This window comes from Mycolicibacterium iranicum, from assembly GCF_014190915.1.
Taxonomy (GTDB): Bacteria; Actinomycetota; Actinomycetes; order Mycobacteriales; family Mycobacteriaceae; genus Mycobacterium; species Mycobacterium iranicum_B.
The window spans coordinates 1-18305 of sequence record NZ_JACHVU010000013.1 but is presented as its reverse complement, the minus strand read 5'-3'; the positions used below and the strand labels follow the sequence as shown (position 1 = coordinate 18305).

The following is an 18305-nucleotide window of genomic DNA, read 5'->3' as shown; positions in this document are numbered from 1 at the left end:
TCAGGTCGTCAGTTGCTCGACCAGTTCGACGGCGCTGTCCACGGAATCGAGCAGGGCGCCGACGTGAGCCTTGCTGCCGCGCAGCGGTTCCAGGGTCGGGATGCGCACCAGTGAGTCACCGCCCAGGTCGAAGATCACCGAATCCCAGCTCGCGGCGGCGATGTCGGCCCCGAAGCGGCGCAGGCACTCGCCGCGGAAGTAGGCGCGGGTGTCGGTCGGCGGATTGTCCACCGCGTCGAGCACCTGCTGTTCGGTGACCAGCCGCTGCATGGAGCCGCGGGCCACCAGCCGGTTGTACAGGCCCTTGTCCAGACGGACGTCCGAATACTGCAGGTCCACCAGGTGCAGTCGCGGCGCGTTCCAGCTGAGGTTCTCGCGGTTGCGGAAACCCTCCAGCAACCGCAGCTTGGCGGGCCAGTCGAGCAGGTCGGCGCACTCCATCGGATCGCGCTCGAGGAGATCGAGCACGTGCGCCCACGTCTGCAGCACATGTGTCGCCCGCGGGTCCGGGTCCCGGCTGTCCACCAGCTTGGCCACGCGGTCGAGGTAGATGCGCTGCAGCGCCAGCGCGGTCATCTCGCGGCCGTCGGCCAGCGCGACCGTCGCCCGCAGCGACGGATCCCGAGAGACCACGTGGACGGCGTGCACGGGACGGGCCAGGGCCAGATCGGACAGGTCCAGGCCCAGCTGCGGGCCTTCCTCGATGAGATCCAGCACCAGCGCCGTCGCACCGACCTTCAGGTAGGTCGAGGTCTCGGCGAGGTTGGCGTCGCCGATGATGACGTGCAGGCGGCGGTACTTGTCGGCGTCGGCGTGCGGTTCGTCGCGGGTGTTGATGATGCCCCGCTTGAGCGTGGTCTCCAGGCCGACCTCGACCTCGATGTAGTCGGACCGCTGCGAGAGCTGGAACCCGGGCTCGTCGCCGGACGGGCCGATGCCCACGCGCCCCGAGCCGGTGATGACCTGCCGCGACACCAGGAACGGAGTGAGCCCTGCGATGACCGCCGAGAACGGCGTGTGGCGGCTCATCAGGTAGTTCTCGTGCGTGCCGTAGGACGCGCCCTTGCCGTCGACGTTGTTCTTGTAGAGCTGCAGCTTGGCCGCTCCGGGCACGCTGGCGACGTGGCGTGCCGCGGCCTCCATCACCCGCTCACCGGCCTTGTCCCAGATCACGGCATCCATCGGGTCGGTGACCTCGGGCGCCGAGTACTCCGGGTGGGCGTGGTCGACGTACAGCCGTGCCCCGTTGGTGAGGATCATGTTCGCCGCGCCGACCTCGTCGGCGTCGACGACCGGAGGCGGCCCCGACGAGCGGCTCAGGTCGAAACCGCGGGCGTCGCGCAGAGGCGATTCGACCTCGTAGTCCCACCGGGTCCGCTTGGCGCGCTGGATGCCCGCCGCCGCCGCGTAGGCGAGCACCGCCTGGGTGGAGGTGAGGATCGGATTCGCGGTCGGATCAGACGGCGACGATATGCCGTACTCGACCTCTGTTCCGATGATCCGTTGCATACCGCCCAGCGTAGGGGAACCGCTGCGGACCGGATCGCGGGCTCTCGGCGATCACCCGCGCGGGACCCGGCCGCATGGTGAGATCTATCCGCCATGGCCCCCGAGACCGAACAGCGCCGCGCCGCCGAGCGGTGGTTCCTGCAGCACGGACTGCCCGCCGTGCTGCGGCCCGGAGTGCTCGTGCAGCGGGTGTGGACCCGCTCGGCCCCCGCGCTGGCGGCGCTGGCGGTGACGATGGTGTTCTCGGTCCTGGTCGTCACCGTCACCGGGAAGCACACGATCGACATCGACGGCAGCCCGACGCGGACGGAATGGTTCATCCTCGGCGCTGTCGTACTGGTGCTGCCGTCGGCGGCACTCGTGGGACGCCGGGTGTCGCGGATCGACGACCTGCGCGCGCGCTCCGCGGTCTCGGGGCTCTGCCTGGCGATCGAGGTGCTCGGCGGCCTCTACGCAGGCCCCACTCCGCGCGTCCTGGTCGACACGATCGTCGCGCTGGCGCTCGTCGCGGCGATATTCGTCTGCACGGCAACGGGAGTCGGGGCCGTCCTGGGCTGGGCGGTGCGGATGATGCTGGCCAACCTCGCCTCGATCGGCAACCTGTTGCTCGGCGCCCTGCCGGTGATGCTGCTGACGGTCCTCGTGTTCTTCAACGGCCCCGTGTGGACCATGGCCTCGACCATCGGTCGCCTCCGGCTCTGGGGCGCGCTGCTGTTCCTCATGCTGATCGCCTCGGCGTTCCTGGTGTCGGGCACGCTGAGCAGCGTCCGGCCCATCCTGCGTCCCGAGGCGAAACAACCCGAGGATGCCGCCCGGTTGACGGGCACCCCCTTCGCGTCCATGCCGGACCGGCCGCGACGGGTGCCGCTGTCGCGGGCCGAGCGTTCCAACGTCGTCTTCGTCCTGGCGATGTCGCAGATCGTCCAGGTGCTGACCGTGTCGGTGGTGACAGGTCTGCTCTTCTTCCTCCTCGGCCTGATCCTGATCAGCCCGGAGTTGTTGGCGGCGTTGACCGATCGCGGACCCAGCGACGGCCACATCTTCGGCATGACCCTTCCGGTGCCCGACGCCCTGATCCAGATCTCGATGTTCCTGACCGCGCTCACGTTCATGTATCTGGCCGCCCGCGCGGTCGGCGACAGGGGCTACCGCGCCCAGTTCCTGGACCCGCTGATCGACGACCTGCGCCTGACCCTGGTGGCACGGGATCGCTATCGCACGGTTACCGCGCCGACCCGGGATCGCCCGGCGTAGCGTGGATCCATGCAGCTCACGCGGTTCACCGACCTCGGACTGCGCGCCATGATGCTGCTCAGCGCCGGCGAGTTCGACGACCAGCGCGTCACCACGCGCCACATCGCCGCCAGCGCGGCGGCCTCGGAGAACCACATCGCCAAAGCCGTGTCCCGTCTCGTCGAACTCGGGTTGGTCGAGGCCCGCCGGGGCCGGGTCGGCGGGCTGTCTCTGACCGACGCGGGGCGGACGGCGTCGATCGGCTGGCTGATCCGCGAACTCGAAGGCGACCGCGAGGTCATCGACTGCGAGGGCGGCAGTCCCTGCCCGCTGGTGGCCGGGTGCCGGCTGCGGCGTGCGCTGGCCACCGCCAAGGAGGCGTTCTACGCCGAGCTCGACCGCTACACCGTCGCGGACCTGACACGCGCCCCGGCGCTCACGGTCCTGCCGCTGTCCCTTCCCACGGTTCCGGCACGATGACCGACGTCTTCGGCAAGCGGTACGGCGAGGTGCTGCTCGTCCACATGGGCGAAACCGGGCCGCAGGCAACCGTCTACAACACCTACCCGCTCAACGACTGTCCGGCGGAACTGTGGTCGCAGCTCGACGCCCAGGCCATCGCGGCCGAGCACAGCGCCGCAGCCGCACTGCTGAACGGGCCGAGGTACTGGCTGATGAGCCACATCGAGAAGGCGGGCGGTACCGAGACCGAGCGGCGCACCTTCGGCGGCATCGAGATGCTGCGGCAGGCGACCGTCGAGCTGTCGTCGATGAACCCGGCGCCCTATTCGGTCAACCAGGTCGACCGCCGGGCGGCGTTCCTCTACGACGCCGGCACGCCCGTCTTCGAGCTCACCGATCCCGACGGCCGGCGCTGGGTGATGCAGACCTTCAGCCAGACCGTCGATCCGCAGTTACATCTCGACGACCTGGCCGGGCTGGCGACCCGGCTGACCCTGCCCGCCGGCTGGAGCTACCGCGCGCGCACCCTGGAGCGTCCGCTGCGGATCGACACGACGGCGCAGAAAGCCAGTGTCCTACAGGACGATCTGGCCAACAGCTACTCGCTGTCGAGCTGATCAGCAGGCGCCGGGGCGCGCCACCTCGAGTTCGGGCGGCGAGTCCGCGGAGATCTCCTCGCCGTCGGCCGGCGACTGCGAACAGACCTCCCAGTTCGTCAGGTTGATCTGCTCGAACGGCGGTCCTTCGGCCGTGGACGTCTGGGGTTCCAGCGTGCCGTCGGTCGCCGAGACGACGGCGTCCCAGGCATCCTGCAACACCGCCCCTTCGACATCGGGCATCGCGTAGACGTCCGCGACGCCGGGATCGCGGCGGCCGTCGCCACGGCGAACAGCACAGCGGTCGCACCGCACACGCGGGCGGCGTGGATCTTCGCGGCGTGGATCTTCATGGGACTCCCTGACTCGCAGACCTGGGGACGCAGGAAAACTACGCCCGGGTGCTGACGCGCGGGGGTCGCCGAAGTGAACGCCGCCGGTGCCGGCGGTGTGCAGTGCCTGAACCCGACCTACAGGTACTGGCCCAGGTTCGACTCGGTGTCGATCGCCCTGCTGGCACTGGACGACTTCCCGGTGACGAGCGTGCGGATGTAGACGATCCGCTCGCCCTTCTTGCCCGAGATCCGCGCCCAGTCGTCGGGGTTGGTCGTGTTCGGCAGATCCTCGTTCTCGGCGAACTCGTCGATGATCGAATCCAGCAGGTGCTGGATTCGCAGGCCGGGCTGGCCGGTTTCCAGCACCGACTTGATCGCGTTCTTCTTCGCCCGATCCACGACGTTCTGGATCATCGCGCCGGAGTTGAAGTCCTTGAAATACATGACTTCTTTGTCACCGTTGGCGTAGGTGACCTCCAGGAAGCGGTTGTCGTCGATCTCGGCGTACATCCGGTCGACGACCTTCTCGATCATCGCCTTGATGGTCAGCGACCGGTCCCCCGAGAACTCCGACAGATCGTCGGTGTGGATCGGGAGGTTCTCGGTGAGGTACTTGCTGAAGATGTCCTGCGCCGATTCGGCGTCCGGCCGTTCGATCTTGATCTTGACGTCGAGGCGGCCGGGCCGCAGGATCGCCGGGTCGATCATGTCCTCACGGTTGGAGGCGCCGATGACGATGACGTTCTCCAGGCCTTCGACCCCGTCGATCTCCGACAGCAACTGCGGGACGACGGTCGTCTCGACATCGGAGCTCACACCGGTGCCGCGGGTCCGGAAGATCGAGTCCATCTCGTCGAAGAACACGATCACCGGGGTGCCCTCGGAGGCCTTCTCGCGGGCCCGCTGGAAGATCAGCCGGATGTGACGTTCGGTCTCACCGACGAACTTGTTCAGCAGCTCGGGGCCCTTGATGTTGAGGAAGTAGCTCTTGGCCTCCCGGGAATCCTCCCCGCGCAGCTCGGCCATCTTCTTGGCCAGCGAGTTCGCGACCGCCTTGGCGATCAACGTCTTACCGCAGCCGGGAGGGCCGTAGAGCAGCACGCCTTTGGGCGGCCGCAGCGCGTACTCGCGGTACAGGTCCTTGTGCAGGAACGGCAGTTCGACCGCGTCGCGGATCTGCTCGATCTGCCGGGTCAGCCCGCCGATGTCGCCGTAGCTGACGTCGGGCACCTCTTCGAGGACGAGGTCCTCGACCTCGGCCTTGGGGACCCGTTCGAACGCGTACCCCGCCTTGGTGTCGACGAGCAGCGAGTCGCCCGGGCGCAGCTTGCGCGGCCGGTCGTCGTCCAAGTCGTCCTCGGTGGCGTACGACCCCTCGGGCAGGTGCTCGGCCGCGACCAGCGGTTCGGCCAGCCACACGATGCGCTCCTCATCGGCATGACCGACGACGAGGGCACGGTGGCCGTCGGACAGGATCTCGCGCAGGGTGCTGATCTCACCGACAGACTCGAACTGCCCGGCCTCCACGACGGTCAGTGCCTCGTTGAGGCGCACCGTCTGGCCCTTCTTCAGTTCCTTGGTGTCGATGTTCGGCGAGCACGTCAGCCGCATCTTGCGACCCGAGGTGAACACGTCGACCGTGTCGTCCTCCTGCACCGAGAGCAGCACGCCGTAGCCGCTCGGCGGCTGACCGAGGCGATCGACCTCTTCGCGGAGCGCCAGCAACTGCTGCCGCGCCTCTTTGAGGGTGTCCATCAGCTTGGCGTTACGCGCCGCCAGCGAGTCGATCCGTGCCTCGAGCTGGTGAACATCGCGTGCACTGCGCAAACCGCTCTGGGAACCGACAGCGTTTTCCAGCTGTTCCCGCAGGGCGGCCGCCTCGCGCCGCAACTGTTCCAGCTCTGCCGCATCTTCGCTGGACAGATGCCTGTTGGGGGATGCTCCGAAGCCGTCAGTCGCCTCGGAACGCTCGGACTCACTCATGCTGAGCTCCTTTCCCACACCCGATGTTGGTGCAGTAACACCTTCAACGCTACCGGCGATTCAGTCTTTGTGTGTGCTCTAGGAATTCGACACACCAGCAACACTGTTAGCCTCTATAGATCAGTTCGGCCAACGGAAGGACAGCCGTGACCCTGAAATCCCTCGTTACCAGCTTGACCGCTGGGGCAGCAGCCGCCGCATTCGTCGGTGCTGCAGCCGCGGGTGTGACCTCGATTGCCACCGCCGGTGTCGCGGGGGCCTCACCGGCCGTCCTCGATGCGCCGCTGCCCGCAGCGCCGGCGCCCGACCTGCAGGGACCGCTGGTCTCCACGTTGAGCGCGCTGTCGGGACCCGGATCGTTCACGGGCGGCAAGTCGGCGTACGTGCAGGGCGGCTTGGGCCGCATCGAGGCCAGGGTGGCCGACAACGGCTACGCGAACGCCGCCGCCAAGGGCTACTTCCCGCTGAACTTCGCGGTGAACAACATCGACCAGAACGGCCCCATCGCCACGGCGACGGTGACCGCGACGGCCCAGACCGGCGCCGCCGCCACGCAGAACGTGACGTTCGTCGCCGGGCCCAGCCCGACCGGTTGGCAGATCTCGAAGCAGTCCGCGATGGCACTTCTCAGCGCGGTCGGCTGATCCCGCAGCCCAGCATTGTCCGCAGCGCCGCCACACTCTGTGTGGCGGCGCTCGGGCTTGTGGGGTGCAGTCAGCCCCAGCATCCCGCCGCCACTCCGACGTCGTCGCCGTCCGCGGAGCCGTCGGTGGGGATTCCGGCGCCCATCCCCGATTCTCCCGGTGGACCACCCCTGCCCCCCGCGGACGCGCTGACCGATGTGATGGCCCGACTGGCCGACCCCGCCGTTCCCGGCGGGCAGAAAATCACGCTGATCGAAGGGGGCGCCCCGGCCGAGGCAGCCGGGCTCGATCGCTTCGCAGTCGCGCTGCGCGACAACGGATCTCTGCCCCTCACCTTCGAGGCCCGCGACCTCGGCTGGTCGCAGTCGGCCCCGGGTCACGTCGTGGCCACCATCGTGATCCGACCGGCCAATCCACCGGCCCGCGAGTTCGTCTACCCGATGGAGTTCGCCCCCGCGGCCGGCGCGTGGCAGCTGACCCGCCAGACCGCCGACCTGCTGCTGCAGCTCGACACCGGCGCCGCGGCGCCCGCTCCGGCGGCGCCGACACCACCCCGCTGACCATGTGGATCGGCTGGCTGGAGTTCGACGTCCTCCTCGGCGACGTCCACTCGCTCAAGCAGAAGCGCTCGTTGATCCGTCCTGTCGTCGCCGAGCTGACCCGTCGATTCGCGGTGTCGGCCGCCGAGACCGGCTCCCGGGACTTGCATCGCCGCGCCGGCATCGGCATCGGCGTCGTCTCCGCCGACCGCTCCCACGTGGTCGACGTACTGGACGCCGCCGAGCGTCTGGTCGCGGCACGACCCGAGCTCGAGCTGCTCTCCGCGCGGCGCGGCCTGCGCAAGAGCACCGACGACGACTAGCTGGGCAGCCGCTTCTTCCGCAGAGGCGTCGGCGCCACCGCGCCGGGCGCCAATTTGCGAGCACTGATCAGGAACGCGGTGTGCCCCCGCATCGAATGTTCGGGACGCACCGCCAGCCCGACGACGTGCCACCCGCGCTGCATGCTCTCCCACGCCCGCGGTTCGGTCCAGCACTGCTGTTCACGCAGCGCCTCGACGGTCTTGGACAACTGGGTGACGGTGGCGACATAGATGACGAGCACGCCGCCGGCGACGAGGGCGTCGGCCACCGGTCCGAGCACCTCCCACGGCGCCAGCATGTCCAGCACGACCCGGTCGACCTCGCTGCCGTCGTGGTCGGCGAGATCGGCGATCACCAGATCCCAGTTGGCCGGCTGGTCCCCGAAGAACGTCGTGACGTTGCGCTGGGCATGCTCGGCGTGGTCTTCGCGCACCTCGTAGGAGGTCACCCGGCCCTCGGGGCCGACGGCGCGCAGCAGCGAGCACGTCAGCGCGCCGGAACCGGCGCCGGCCTCCAGCACGCGCGCCCCGGGGAAGATGTCGCCCTCGTGCACGATCTGCGCCGCGTCCTTCGGGTAGACCACCTGGGCGCCGCGGGGCATGGACATCACGTAGTCGACCAGCAGCGGCCGCAGCACCAGGAACTGGTCGCCGTTGGTGGACTTCACCACGCTGCCCTCCGGCAGGCCGACCACCTCGTCGAGGGAGATGATGCCGCGGTGGGTGTGGAACTCGCCGCCGGGCTTGAGCAGCATGGTGTAGCGCCTGCCTTTGGCGTCGGTGAGCTGCACTCGGTCACCGACGGCAAACGGACCGGTTCTACGCACGGTTGACCAGCCTGCCAGTAGACGCGCCGCCGTTCGCGTCCGGGTTGCCGCGGTATGTCCGACCCCGGTCCTAGGGTGAAAGCCATGAGTGAGCCGGTGCGACGCCCCGCGTTGTCGCCGTCGCGCGCCGCGGACTTCAAGCAGTGTCCGCTGCTGTACCGGTTCCGGGCCATCGACCGGCTCCCCGAGCCGTCGTCGGCCGCCCAGGTGCGCGGGTCGGTGGTGCACGCCGCGCTGGAGCAGCTGTACGCGCTGCCCGCCCCGGAGCGGGTGCCCGAGATCGCGGCCGGCCTGATCGAGCCCGCGTGGGAGCGTCTGGTCGCCGAGCGCCCCGAGCTGGCCTCCGATATCCCCCCGGAACTGCAGGCCGAGTTGCTGGAGCAGGCACGGACACTGTTGTCCGGCTACTACCGGCTGGAGGATCCGACGCGATTCGATCCGCAGAGCTGCGAACAGCGGGTGGAGGTCGAGCTGGCCGACGGCACCCTGCTGCGCGGCTTCGTCGACCGTATCGACGTCGCGCCGACCGGCGAGGTGCGCGTCGTGGACTACAAGACCGGCAAGGCTCCCCCGGAGGCCCGCGCGCTGGCCGAGTTCAAGGCGATGTTCCAGATGAAGTTCTACGCGGTCGCCCTGCTGCGAGCGCGGGGCGTGCTGCCCACGCGCCTGCGACTGCTCTACCTCGCAGACCAGCAGGTGCTCGACTACGCCCCGGATTTCGACGAGCTCGAACGCTTCGAGAGGACCCTGACCGCCATCTGGCGCGCCATCCAGACCGCCGGTGCCACAGGCGATTTCCGTCCGAACCCGTCGCGGCTGTGCGACTGGTGCGCACACCGGTCGCTGTGCCCGGTCTACGGAGGCACTCCCCCGCCGTACCCCGGCTGGCCGCAAGTCCTGGACGAGGGCGACCCCGACGCAGTGCTGCAGGCGGAGCCCGCCGCGTGATCGACTGCCTGTTCCGTCGTGTGGGGCGCGACGGCGACTACGACGTGTTCGAGTCGACCGACGGGACCCGCAGCAACTGGGATCCGCAGATCCAGCACGGCTCGCCGCCGCTGGCGCTGCTGACCCGCGCGATCGAAGACCTGGCAGACGGCACGGGTCTGCGGGTCGGTCGCGTGACACTCGACATCCTGGGCGCCATCCCGGTGACGACACTGCGCGTGCGTGCCTGGGTGGACCGCCCGGGCGCCCGGATCTCGATGATGTCGGCCGAGATGCTCGTCGAACGCCCCGATGGGACGCGTCGGGCCGTCGCCCGTGCCACCGCATGGCTGCTGGCGCCGAGCGACACCCAGGACGCCGCGACCGACCGCTACCCTCCCCTGACCGAAGGTGAGGCGGCCGATGCCACGCACGCGTGGCAAGGGGCGCCCGGTTACCTCGAGACCGTGAGCTGGCGCAGCCAGCCCGACCAGGACGGCGCCGCCGTCGCCTGGCTGACACCGCTTGTGCCTCTGGTGGATTCGGAACCCACCACAGCGTTGCAACGGCTGGCGATGGTCGTCGATTCCGCCAACGGGATCGGCGCGGCCCTCGATCCGCAGCGCTTCGTGTTCATGAACACCGACACCACGGTCCACCTGCATCGGCTGCCGCAGGGCCGCGACTTCGCGCTGCGGGCGCGGGGGTCCATCGGCCCCGACGGGGTCGGGGTGACCACCGCGGAGATCTTCGACCGTGACGGCTTCATCGGCACATGCGCACAGACACTTCTGGTGCAACGGCGTTGATGCTCGACGAGGTGCGTCGTCAGTTCGACCTCGCGTGGGCGCTGACCGAACTGCACCTCGATGCGCTGACCGAGGCCGACTTCCTTTGGGAGCCCGCCGATCTGTGCTGGACGGTCCACCGCGGCGAGGACGGCACCTGGGTCGCGGACTTTGCCGAAGTCGAACCCGACCCCGTGCCGGTGCCGACGATCGCGTGGTTGACGTGGCACATCGACTTCTGGTGGAGCGCGGCCATCGCGACGCTGGCGGGCGATGAACTGCCGGAGCCGACGTCGATACGGTGGGCCGGGACGGGCGAGCAGGCCACGGCGAGGGTGCGGGACCTGGCCGCGCAGTGGCGAAACACGATGTCGGCGTTGACGTCTGACGACCTTGCCGCGCCCACGGGCTTCCCCTGGCCGGAGTCGAGCGGCAGGACGGTCGCTGACACCGTGCTGTGGGTGACGGTCGAGCTGACGAAGAACGCCGCCGAGATCGGTCAGCTGCGGCTGCTGCGCGCCGCTTGCCGCTGAGCCCTCACGCCGAGGACGCCAGCGACGCGCGGTCCTCGTCGGCGAAGGCGTCCTCCAGGTGCAGCGGCGAATAGTCGAGATCGATCTCCTCCAGCGGGCGACCGCGCGCACTGCTGATGGTGCCGAACCGGCGCATCCCCTTGTCGGCGGCGTACTGCTGGAACTCGTCCATGGACAGACCGAACGGAATCTCTTCGTACAACGCGAACGCGTCCTCGGTGTTGCGCAGCGCCAGCGGGATGAGCTCGTTCATCCGCGACTCGAACACCGCCCAGTTGGCATCGTCGGCGGCGACGTGGCGCCGGCACGTGAAGGTGCCCCACGCCATGTGACGACGTTCGTCGTCGCCGATCCTGCGGACGAGCTCCTGCATCCCCGGCAGGATGCCGCGGTCCACGCAGATGCGGTGCCACGCATAGTATCCCGTCAGCGCCATCATCCCCTCGATGACGTGGTTGTACGTGACCGATGCCCGTACCTGTGCCGCCGGGGACGGGTCGCCGCTCAGTGCGTCCAGCGAGGCGGGCAACTCCTCGTAGAACATCTGCCGGTAGGCCGGCAGATCGTCGAGGTATCCCTGCAGATCTTCGGTCATCCCCACCGCGTCGAGCCACATCCGGAACACCTGGGTGTGTTTGGCCTCCTCGAATGCGAACTGGGTCAGGTACATCTCGTCACCGAGCCGCCCCTCGGCCCGCATCGCCGCCATGAACGGCTGGATGTCCTGGGTGACCGCCTCCTCGCCGGCGATGAACTCGGCACACAGCCGCGTCGCCCAGTGCCGCTCCACCTCCGACAGCGACTCCCAGTCGGCGCGGTCGCGCGAGAAGTCGATGTCGGCCGGGTCCCAGAATTTCGCGTTGCCGCCCGCAAACAGCCTCAGCGGCAAGCTGTTCCAGTTCAGGCCGCCCGCGGCCAGCGAGTCCGAGCGTGCTCTGTTCATGTGTTCACTCCTTCGGTGTTCTTCCGTGTCACGGCCTGCGGGGCGTCCCCGGTCCGTGAAGCAAATGCCGCTGCGAGCACGGCGACGTAACGGCGCACGACGAGGGCAGGCTGATCCGGCGAGATGTCGTCGAGCCCCAGCAGCGGGTCCATGCCGCGCACGTAGGGCGCCAGCGCGAGGTGCGGCAGCAGCATCAGCAGCAGCGAGAGCAGCGCGTCGGTGTCGGCGTCGGCGCGCAGGTCGCCGCGGACCTGGGCGTCGCGGACCAAGGGACGCAACACCTGCAGATAGTGCCGGTGCACCACGGCGCGCACGCTGACCCGCGCGTCGGTGTCGACCTCGAAACTGGCTGCGGCGTGCAATGCGCGATCACGGGGGTGCTCGGCGAAGTAGGCGACCCACACGTCGAGGAGATCTGTCAGGAATTCGAAGAACGGCCGGGTGGGATCGAGGCGGGCGATCTGGTCCTCCATGTGGGCCCGCACCCGCTGGCTGCCGACGTCCGTGATGAAGGCGTAGAGGTCCCGCTTGTCCGCGAAGTATTGGAACAGACTGCCTTTCGCGACACCCGCGCGCCGGGCGATCACGTTCAGGCTGCCCGCCGAGAACCCGTGCGCGGCGAACTCCGCCTCGGCCGCAGCGATCACCGCCGTGCGTCGATCCGCACCGAGACGAGACCATGTCACCGTCGGCATCGCGCCTCCAAGGCTTGATGTGACCAGTGGTCATATTACTGTGACGCAAGCCACAGTCAAGGGGGTCTCGCTAGGTGAGGGGCTTGAGGTCCTGCAGCAACGTGGGCACCAGCTCGCTCACCGTGGGGTGGATGTGCATGGTCCGCGAGATCGCGGTGTAGGGCAGCTTGGCGGTCATCACGTCGAGCAGGGAGTGCACCACCTCGTCGCCACCGACCCCGAGAATCGCGGCCCCGAGGATCTCCTCGGTCTCGGCGTCGACGACCACCTTCATGAAGCCCTGTGTCTCCCCCTTTTCCACGGCACGCCCGACGCGCGTCATGGGACGCTTGGCCACCAACGCTTTTCGGCCGGATCTGCGAACCTCGTCGACCGACATTCCTGCGCGTCCGAGCGGCGGATCGATGTAGAGGGCGTAGGTCGTGATGCGGTCGCTCACGCGGCGCGGATCGTCGTCGAGAAGGTTGGCGGCGACGATCTCGAAGTCGTTGTAGGAGGTGTGGGTGAAGGCGCCGCGGCCGTTGCAGTCGCCCATCGCCCAGATGTGGTCGACGTTCGTCCGAAGTTGATCGTCGACGACGATGTACCCGCGGCCGTCGGTCTCGACCCCGGCCGCGTCGAGCCCTAGGTCGTCGGTGTTCGGTTGCCGCCCGACCGCCACCAGGCAGTGGCTCCCGACGATAGGTTCGGCCCCCTCGCGCGGCGTGACCGCGACGCCGTCGCCGGACTTGGCGAAACTGATCGCATCGGCGCCGACCACCACGGTGATGCCCTCGGCTTCGAGGATGTCCTTGATGGCTGCGGAGACGTCCTCGTCCTCGCGACCGGTCAGGCGCGGACCCTTCTCGACGACGGTGACCTCGGCGCCGAAGCGGCGGTACATCTGCGCGAACTCCAGCGCGATGTAGCTGCCACCGATGACGACGAGGTGGTCGGGGACGACGTCGAGGTCCAGGATGCCGACGTTGGTGAGGTAGTCGACGTCGCCCAGTCCCGGCATGTCCGGGGCGACGGCGCGGCCGCCGACGTTGAGGAAGATGCGGTCGGCTTCGAGCACCTGGTCGTCGACGCGGACGGTGTGGGGGCCTTCGAACCGCGCGTGCCCGCGGATCAACGTGGCGCCCTCCATACCGTCCAACCACGTTTCCAGGCCTTCGCGGTCGTCGCCGCTGATGCGGTCCTTGCGGGCCTTCACCGCCGTCATGTCCACGGTGACGTCGGCGGTGCCGATACCGAAGTCGGCGCCGCGGCGGGCCAGGTGGGCGGCGTGCGCGCTCGCGACGAGGGCCTTGGTCGGGATACAGCCGTAGTTGACGCAGGTTCCGCCGACGAGTTTGCGCTCGATGACCGCGACGGTCTGGCCGGCTTCGGTCAGCCGTCCCGCCAACGGGGGGCCGGCCTGCCCGGCACCGATGATGATCGCGTCGAATCGCTGGGACATCGGATCGCCTAGACGAGGCTGACGAGGAAGGCCACGAGGAGGCCCCCGCCGACGGCGATGGCGTCTTCGATGAAGGCTCCCGGGCGGTCGTTGCCGTTGTTCGACTTCGCCAGCCGGGTGCGCAGTTCGGCGCCGGCGAGGGTGCCGAGTACGGCGCCCACCATGCCGGCGCCGGTCGCGCTGAACGTGTGGAAGAACGCACTGCCGATGACGGCACCGGCGAAGCCGCCGGTGACCAACCGAGCGATGAACTGCGGGGGCACCTTTCGGCTGGGCGTCTTCGGCAACTGGTCGGTGATGAGCTCCCCGATGAGGAGGATCGTCAAGACCGTCACGGTGATCGGGTGCGCCATCCATTCCGACCACTTGTCGGTGAGGTCGATCCATCCGAGCATCGCGCCCCAGGCCACCACGGCGGGGGCGGTCATCGCCCGGAGGCCGGCGATCGCACCGATCAGCAGGGCCAGAACCAGAACCAGAACGTGCGTCATCGGACCTCCGTGCGGTGGTGGGACATCCGGACGCTAACACGCCTCAGGGCGCGACGAGCGATCTAGATCAGAAGCGGCAGAACCGGATGTCGGAGGCCAGAATGGCTTTCGCGCCGATGACCGCCAGCTCGTCCATGATCGCGTTGACGTCGCGGCGTGGCACCAGCGCTCGCACCGCCACCCAGTCCGGATCCGCCAGCGGCGCGATGGTCGGCGATTCGAGACCGGGTGTGACCGCGGTGGCCTTCTCGAGCACCGTGCGGGGGCAGTCGTAGTCGAGCATCAGGTACTGCTGGCCGAACACCACGCCCTGCACCCGGGCCGCGAGCTGATCGCGTGCGGGATCCGGATCGGAGTCGGCGCGCTCGATCAGAATCGCCTCTGAGTCGCACAGCGATTCGCCGAAGGCCACCAGGTTGTGCAACCCGAGGGTTCGTCCCGAACCGACGATGTCGGCGATGACATCTGCCACCCCGAGCTGGATCGAGATCTCCACAGCACCGTCGAGACGGATGACGGTGGCATCGATCCCCTTGTCGGCCAAATCTTTTCGGACCAGATTCGGGTACGCCGTCGCGATGCGCTTGCCCGCCAGTTCGGCGATCTGCCAGTCCCGGCCGGCGGGGGCGGCGTAGCGGAAGGTCGACGAGCCGAAGCCGAGCGCCAGCCGTTCCCGCACGGGTGCGTCGGCGTCGGCTGCCAGGTCGCGGCCGGTGATGCCGAGGTCGAGCTCCCCCGAGCCGACATAGATGGCGATGTCCTTGGGGCGCAGGAAGAAGAACTCGACGTTGTTCGCCGGGTCGACGACGGTCAGATCCTTGGGATCGCTGCGGCGGCGGTAGCCGGCCTCCGACAGGATCTCCGAGGCCGACTCGCTGAGCGCCCCCTTGTTGGGCACCGCGACGCGCAGCATGTCAGAGCTTCCCGTAGACGTCGTCGAGGGACAGGCCCCGCGAGAGCATGAGGACCTGGGTCCAGTAGAGGAGCTGGCTGATCTCCTCGGCCAGTGCGTCGTCGCTCTCGTGCTCGGCGGCCAGCCAGACCTCACCGGCCTCTTCGAGGATCTTCTTGCCGATGCCGTGCACGCCGCTGTCGAGTGCGGCGACGGTGCCGCTACCGGCCGGGCGGGTGCGTGCCCGTTCGCTCAGCTCGGCGAACAGCGCATCGAAGGTCTTCACGTTGGGCAATTCTGTCACGCCGGGCCACGCCGCCGCGATCGGGTTTCGCACGGGCGATCGCCGACGGCCGGACGCACGACCCCCCGCCCGCGGCCGGACGAAGCTAGCCGGCCGCGGTCTTGTTCTGCTGCAGAATCTCTCCGTGCATGTCCTCCAGCGACACGCCCTTGGTCTCCATCACCCACCGCCACACGAACAGGCCCGACAGCACCGCGCACAACCCGTAGAAGCCGTAGGCCAGACCGAGGTGCTCGCGCAGACCCGGGAACGTGACCGTGATCAGCCAGTTGGCCGCCCACTGCCCCGCAGCGGCCAGGCCCAGCGCCGCGGCGCGGATGCGGTTCGGGAACATCTCACCGAGCAGCACCCAGACCACCGGGCCCCAGGACATGCCGAACGCGACGACGAACAGGTTCGCGGCGATGAGAGCGACGACGCCGGATGCTCCCGGCAGGCTCGGCGTCCCGTCCGGGTTGACCGTGGCGTTGGCGAAGATGACGGCCATCGTGATCAGCGTGACGGCCATACCGGATGAGCCGATCAGCAGTAGCGGCTTGCGGCCGATCTTGTCGATCAACGCGATGGCGATCAGCGTCGTCAGGACGTTGATGACCGAGGTGATGACGGTGTAGATCGCCGACTCGTCCGCGCTGAAGCCGACGGCCTGCCACAGCACATTGCTGTAGTAGAAGATCACGTTGATGCCGACGAACTGCTGGAAGATCGACAGGCCCAGGCCCACCCAGACGATGCCGTAGATGCCGCCGGTGGGTTTGCGCATGTCTCGCCACGACGGCTTGTCCTCGCGCTCGAGGGTCTCGCGGATCCGGGTGATGGTGATCTCGAGGTTCTTCTGGCCCAGCAGCTTGGTCAGCACCCGGCGGGCTTCCGGGATCTTGTGGCTGGCAACGAGATAGCGGGGCGACTCCGGGATCGTGAACGCCAGCGTGCCGTACAGGATCGCCGGGAGGGCCATCGCGAGGAACATCCACCGCCAGGCGTCGAGCCCGAACCACAGAGGTTCGTTCGCACCGCCGGCCAGCCATTGCAGCAGATAGTTGACCGCGAAGGACAAGAAGATGCCCGACACGATGGCCAGCTGTTGCAGCGAGCCGAGCCGGCCGCGGATGCCCGGGGGCGACGTCTCGGCGATGTAGGCCGGTGCGATCACCGACGCGACGCCGACGCCGACGCCGCCGACGATGCGGAACAGCACCACGGTCCACACCTCGTGGGCGAAGCCGGTGCCGAACGCGCTGATCAGGAACAGCACCGCGGCGATCTTCATCACCGCGATGCGCCCGATCCTGTCGGCGATCCGTCCCGCCGTCATCGCACCGATCGCGGCGCCGAGGAGCGCGGACGCGACTGCGAAACCCAGCTCGGCGTTACCGATGCCGAAGTCCTCCTGAATGGAGTCGACGGCCCCGTTGATCACCGCGCTGTCGTAGCCGAAGAGCAGGCCGCCGAGCGCGGCCACGGAGGCGATCCGCACCGCCGTTCGGCCTGAGGAGAAATCCTGGCCCTCTTCGAAGATTTCGGGACTCTCCCCGACTGGACCACCCTGACCGGCCATGCGACGACCTTTCCGCACCGTTGCGTGATACGAGTCACATTCAAGCACTCGCTTCTTGCCGTCGGGGGTGTTCCCAAAAGTGGGCGCTTATACGCGCTCAAACCGTCACCGGTTGGTGATCAGGCGCTGCGCTCCCGCATTTCCCGATCGATCTCGGCATAGATCCTGCGCATGTCCTCCACGCCGAGGTCGGCCAGCGAACCCACGTGGCGCCGACGCAGACCACCGGGGACCGGGACGTCGTTCGGCACGACGAGGACCGCACAGCCCGCCTTCTCGGCGGCAGCGGTTCCGGTGACCGAGTCCTCTACGGCCAGACAGTCGGCGGGGTCGACGTCGAGTAGTTCCGCCGCCCGCAGATACGGGTCGGGGGCGGGTTTGCCGTTGGGGACCTCGTCGCCGCACACGGTGATCGAGAAGTAGTGTCGCCCAATGCTGTTGAGCGCACGCTCAGCGAGGCTTCGATTGGTGTTCGTGACCAGCGCCATCGGAGTGCCTTCGGCGACAAGCGCTTCGAGCATCTCGCGGGCCCCGGTGCACCACGGCAGGCCCTCGTCGAAGAGCCCGGCGGTGTGCTCGTGCAGCCAGTGGATCGACTCCGCCATCGCCGCGGGCTCCAGTTCCAGACCGAGTTCGGTGTAGACGGTCACCATGGTCTCCTCGGCGGAAGCGCCGACGAGCGCGGTGCGGGTCTCACGGTTCATCTCCGCGCCGTAGGACTCATAGAGCGCGGAAAGTGACACATCCCACAGCTTTTCGGAATCCACGAGCGTTCCGTCCATGTCCCACAGCACCGCTCGCACGCCGTCATTCTGTCACGTGTCGGTGATGTGGCGCTAACCGAAGCCCGGGCGGGCTAGTTGGTCGCCGGTGGGGACTGCGGCCGGTACGGCTCGTACCAGCGCCACTGCGCATGTTCGCCGGTGGGTCCGCGGTAGGGGGCGACCGCCGGTGGTGGCGTGGTGGGTGGGCGGGCCAGCGCACCCGGCGGCAGGGGGTCGCCGTCGCTGTCGGTGACGACCAGGCGGTGCGCGGGTCCGGTGAGGGTGATCAGACCGCGGTGATGAGCACGATGATGATAGGGACAGACCAGCACCAGGTTGTCCAACTCGGCGGGCCCGCCGTCTTCCCAATGCACCAGATGATGGGCATGCAACCCGCGCGTGGCCCCACAACCGGGCACCACACAGCACCGGTCGCGATGCTCCAGGGCGCGGCGCAGCCGGCGGCTGATCGTGCGGGTCTCCCGCCCCGACCCGATCGGCTGGCCGTGACGTTCGAA

Annotated in this window: 22 protein-coding genes; 9 read left to right on the top strand and 13 right to left on the bottom strand. The window is 68.6% G+C overall.

Going from position 1 to position 18305, the window contains the following annotated elements; translation table 11 throughout:
* Complete coding sequence (gene dop, locus FHR72_RS22055) at positions 1–1509, bottom strand: depupylase/deamidase Dop (protein ID WP_183472154.1); 1509 nt, start codon at positions 1507–1509, stop codon at positions 1–3.
* 93 nt (positions 1510–1602) lie between these two features.
* Here dop and FHR72_RS22050 point away from each other — a divergent pair, with 93 nt between their 5' ends.
* From FHR72_RS22050 to FHR72_RS22040, 3 genes are read left to right on the top strand one after another with little or no spacing between them, the layout of a single operon-like run.
* Positions 1603–2763: a hypothetical protein gene (locus FHR72_RS22050; RefSeq protein ID WP_183472152.1), complete on the top strand. Its 1161-nt coding sequence runs from the start codon at positions 1603–1605 to the stop codon at positions 2761–2763.
* 9 nt (positions 2764–2772) lie between these two features.
* Entirely contained in the window at positions 2773–3222 is a 450-nt protein-coding gene (locus FHR72_RS22045; RefSeq protein WP_183472150.1) for an RrF2 family transcriptional regulator, read from the top strand.
* The gene (locus FHR72_RS22040) at positions 3219–3821 is read left to right on the top strand and encodes a hypothetical protein (RefSeq protein WP_183472149.1); all 603 of its coding nucleotides are present in this window, start codon (positions 3219–3221) and stop codon (positions 3819–3821) included. Before FHR72_RS22045 ends, FHR72_RS22040 begins: the two co-directional genes overlap by 4 nt.
* Here FHR72_RS22040 and FHR72_RS22035 read toward each other — a convergent pair whose 3' ends face one another.
* Complete coding sequence (locus FHR72_RS22035) at positions 3822–4043, bottom strand: hypothetical protein (RefSeq protein ID WP_260156172.1); 222 nt, start codon at positions 4041–4043, stop codon at positions 3822–3824. It lies immediately after the preceding gene.
* Between the two features lie 227 nt (positions 4044–4270).
* Positions 4271–6118, bottom strand: a complete 1848-nt coding sequence (gene arc / locus FHR72_RS22030; protein WP_183472148.1) for a proteasome ATPase — start codon at positions 6116–6118, stop codon at positions 4271–4273.
* Positions 6119–6264: 146 nt separating this feature from the next.
* Between arc and FHR72_RS22025 the strand changes: the two genes are divergently transcribed.
* From FHR72_RS22025 to FHR72_RS22015, 3 genes are read left to right on the top strand one after another with little or no spacing between them, the layout of a single operon-like run.
* Positions 6265–6762 (top strand): MTB12 family secreted protein, encoded by a 498-nt coding sequence (locus FHR72_RS22025; RefSeq protein WP_183472147.1) that lies wholly within the window; start codon positions 6265–6267, stop codon positions 6760–6762.
* Positions 6762–7322 carry a lipoprotein LppK gene (lppK, locus tag FHR72_RS22020; protein ID WP_472670924.1) on the top strand — a complete coding sequence of 187 codons (561 nt, stop codon included), beginning with the start codon at positions 6762–6764 and terminating at the stop codon, positions 7320–7322. Before FHR72_RS22025 ends, lppK begins: the two co-directional genes overlap by 1 nt.
* 2 nt (positions 7323–7324) lie before the next feature.
* A complete protein-coding gene (locus FHR72_RS22015) occupies positions 7325–7624 on the top strand; it encodes a DUF503 domain-containing protein (protein WP_183472146.1) in 300 nt (99 codons plus the stop codon).
* Here FHR72_RS22015 and FHR72_RS22010 read toward each other — a convergent pair.
* Positions 7621–8451 (bottom strand): tRNA (adenine-N1)-methyltransferase, encoded by an 831-nt coding sequence (locus FHR72_RS22010; protein ID WP_183472145.1) that lies wholly within the window; start codon positions 8449–8451, stop codon positions 7621–7623. The genes FHR72_RS22015 and FHR72_RS22010 overlap by 4 nt on opposite strands.
* An 84-nt stretch (positions 8452–8535) precedes the next feature.
* On the opposite strand from FHR72_RS22010, the gene FHR72_RS22005 reads away from it, so the two are divergent.
* The 3 genes from FHR72_RS22005 to FHR72_RS21995 are packed head-to-tail and all read left to right on the top strand — an operon-like array spanning position 8536 to position 10699.
* Positions 8536–9399 carry a RecB family exonuclease gene (locus FHR72_RS22005; protein ID WP_183472144.1) on the top strand — a complete coding sequence of 288 codons (864 nt, stop codon included), beginning with the start codon at positions 8536–8538 and terminating at the stop codon, positions 9397–9399.
* Positions 9396–10187: a thioesterase family protein gene (locus FHR72_RS22000; RefSeq protein WP_183472143.1), complete on the top strand. Its 792-nt coding sequence runs from the start codon at positions 9396–9398 to the stop codon at positions 10185–10187. The genes FHR72_RS22005 and FHR72_RS22000 overlap by 4 nt, the downstream gene beginning before the upstream one ends.
* Complete coding sequence (locus FHR72_RS21995; protein WP_183472494.1) at positions 10187–10699, top strand: DinB family protein; 513 nt, start codon at positions 10187–10189, stop codon at positions 10697–10699. The genes FHR72_RS22000 and FHR72_RS21995 overlap by 1 nt, the downstream gene beginning before the upstream one ends.
* A 4-nt stretch (positions 10700–10703) precedes the next feature.
* Here FHR72_RS21995 and FHR72_RS21990 read toward each other — a convergent pair whose 3' ends face one another.
* The 9 genes from FHR72_RS21990 to FHR72_RS21950 form a co-directional block, all read right to left on the bottom strand.
* Positions 10704–11642, bottom strand: a complete 939-nt coding sequence (locus tag FHR72_RS21990) for a R2-like ligand-binding oxidase (protein ID WP_183472142.1) — start codon at positions 11640–11642, stop codon at positions 10704–10706.
* On the bottom strand, positions 11639–12337 hold the full coding sequence (locus FHR72_RS21985) for a TetR/AcrR family transcriptional regulator (protein WP_183472141.1): 699 nt from the start codon (positions 12335–12337) through the stop codon (positions 11639–11641). Before FHR72_RS21985 ends, FHR72_RS21990 begins: the two co-directional genes overlap by 4 nt.
* A 70-nt stretch (positions 12338–12407) precedes the next feature.
* Complete coding sequence (locus FHR72_RS21980; protein WP_183472140.1) at positions 12408–13778, bottom strand: FAD-containing oxidoreductase; 1371 nt, start codon at positions 13776–13778, stop codon at positions 12408–12410.
* An 8-nt stretch (positions 13779–13786) separates the two neighbouring features.
* Entirely contained in the window at positions 13787–14269 is a 483-nt protein-coding gene (locus FHR72_RS21975; RefSeq protein WP_183472139.1) for a DUF4126 family protein, read from the bottom strand.
* A gap of 67 nt (positions 14270–14336) precedes the next feature.
* A complete protein-coding gene (gene hisG, locus FHR72_RS21970; RefSeq protein ID WP_183472138.1) occupies positions 14337–15182 on the bottom strand; it encodes an ATP phosphoribosyltransferase in 846 nt (281 codons plus the stop codon).
* A 1-nt stretch (position 15183) separates the two neighbouring features.
* Positions 15184–15465 carry a phosphoribosyl-ATP diphosphatase gene (locus tag FHR72_RS21965; protein ID WP_183472491.1) on the bottom strand — a complete coding sequence of 94 codons (282 nt, stop codon included), beginning with the start codon at positions 15463–15465 and terminating at the stop codon, positions 15184–15186.
* Between the two features lie 85 nt (positions 15466–15550).
* Positions 15551–17023 (bottom strand): sugar porter family MFS transporter, encoded by a 1473-nt coding sequence (locus FHR72_RS21960; RefSeq protein WP_183472137.1) that lies wholly within the window; start codon positions 17021–17023, stop codon positions 15551–15553.
* A gap of 119 nt (positions 17024–17142) precedes the next feature.
* Positions 17143–17826 (bottom strand): HAD family hydrolase, encoded by a 684-nt coding sequence (locus FHR72_RS21955; RefSeq protein ID WP_183472136.1) that lies wholly within the window; start codon positions 17824–17826, stop codon positions 17143–17145.
* Between the two features lie 53 nt (positions 17827–17879).
* A partial coding sequence (locus FHR72_RS21950; RefSeq protein WP_183472135.1) for an HNH endonuclease signature motif containing protein occupies positions 17880–18305 on the bottom strand: 426 nt, incomplete at its 5' end.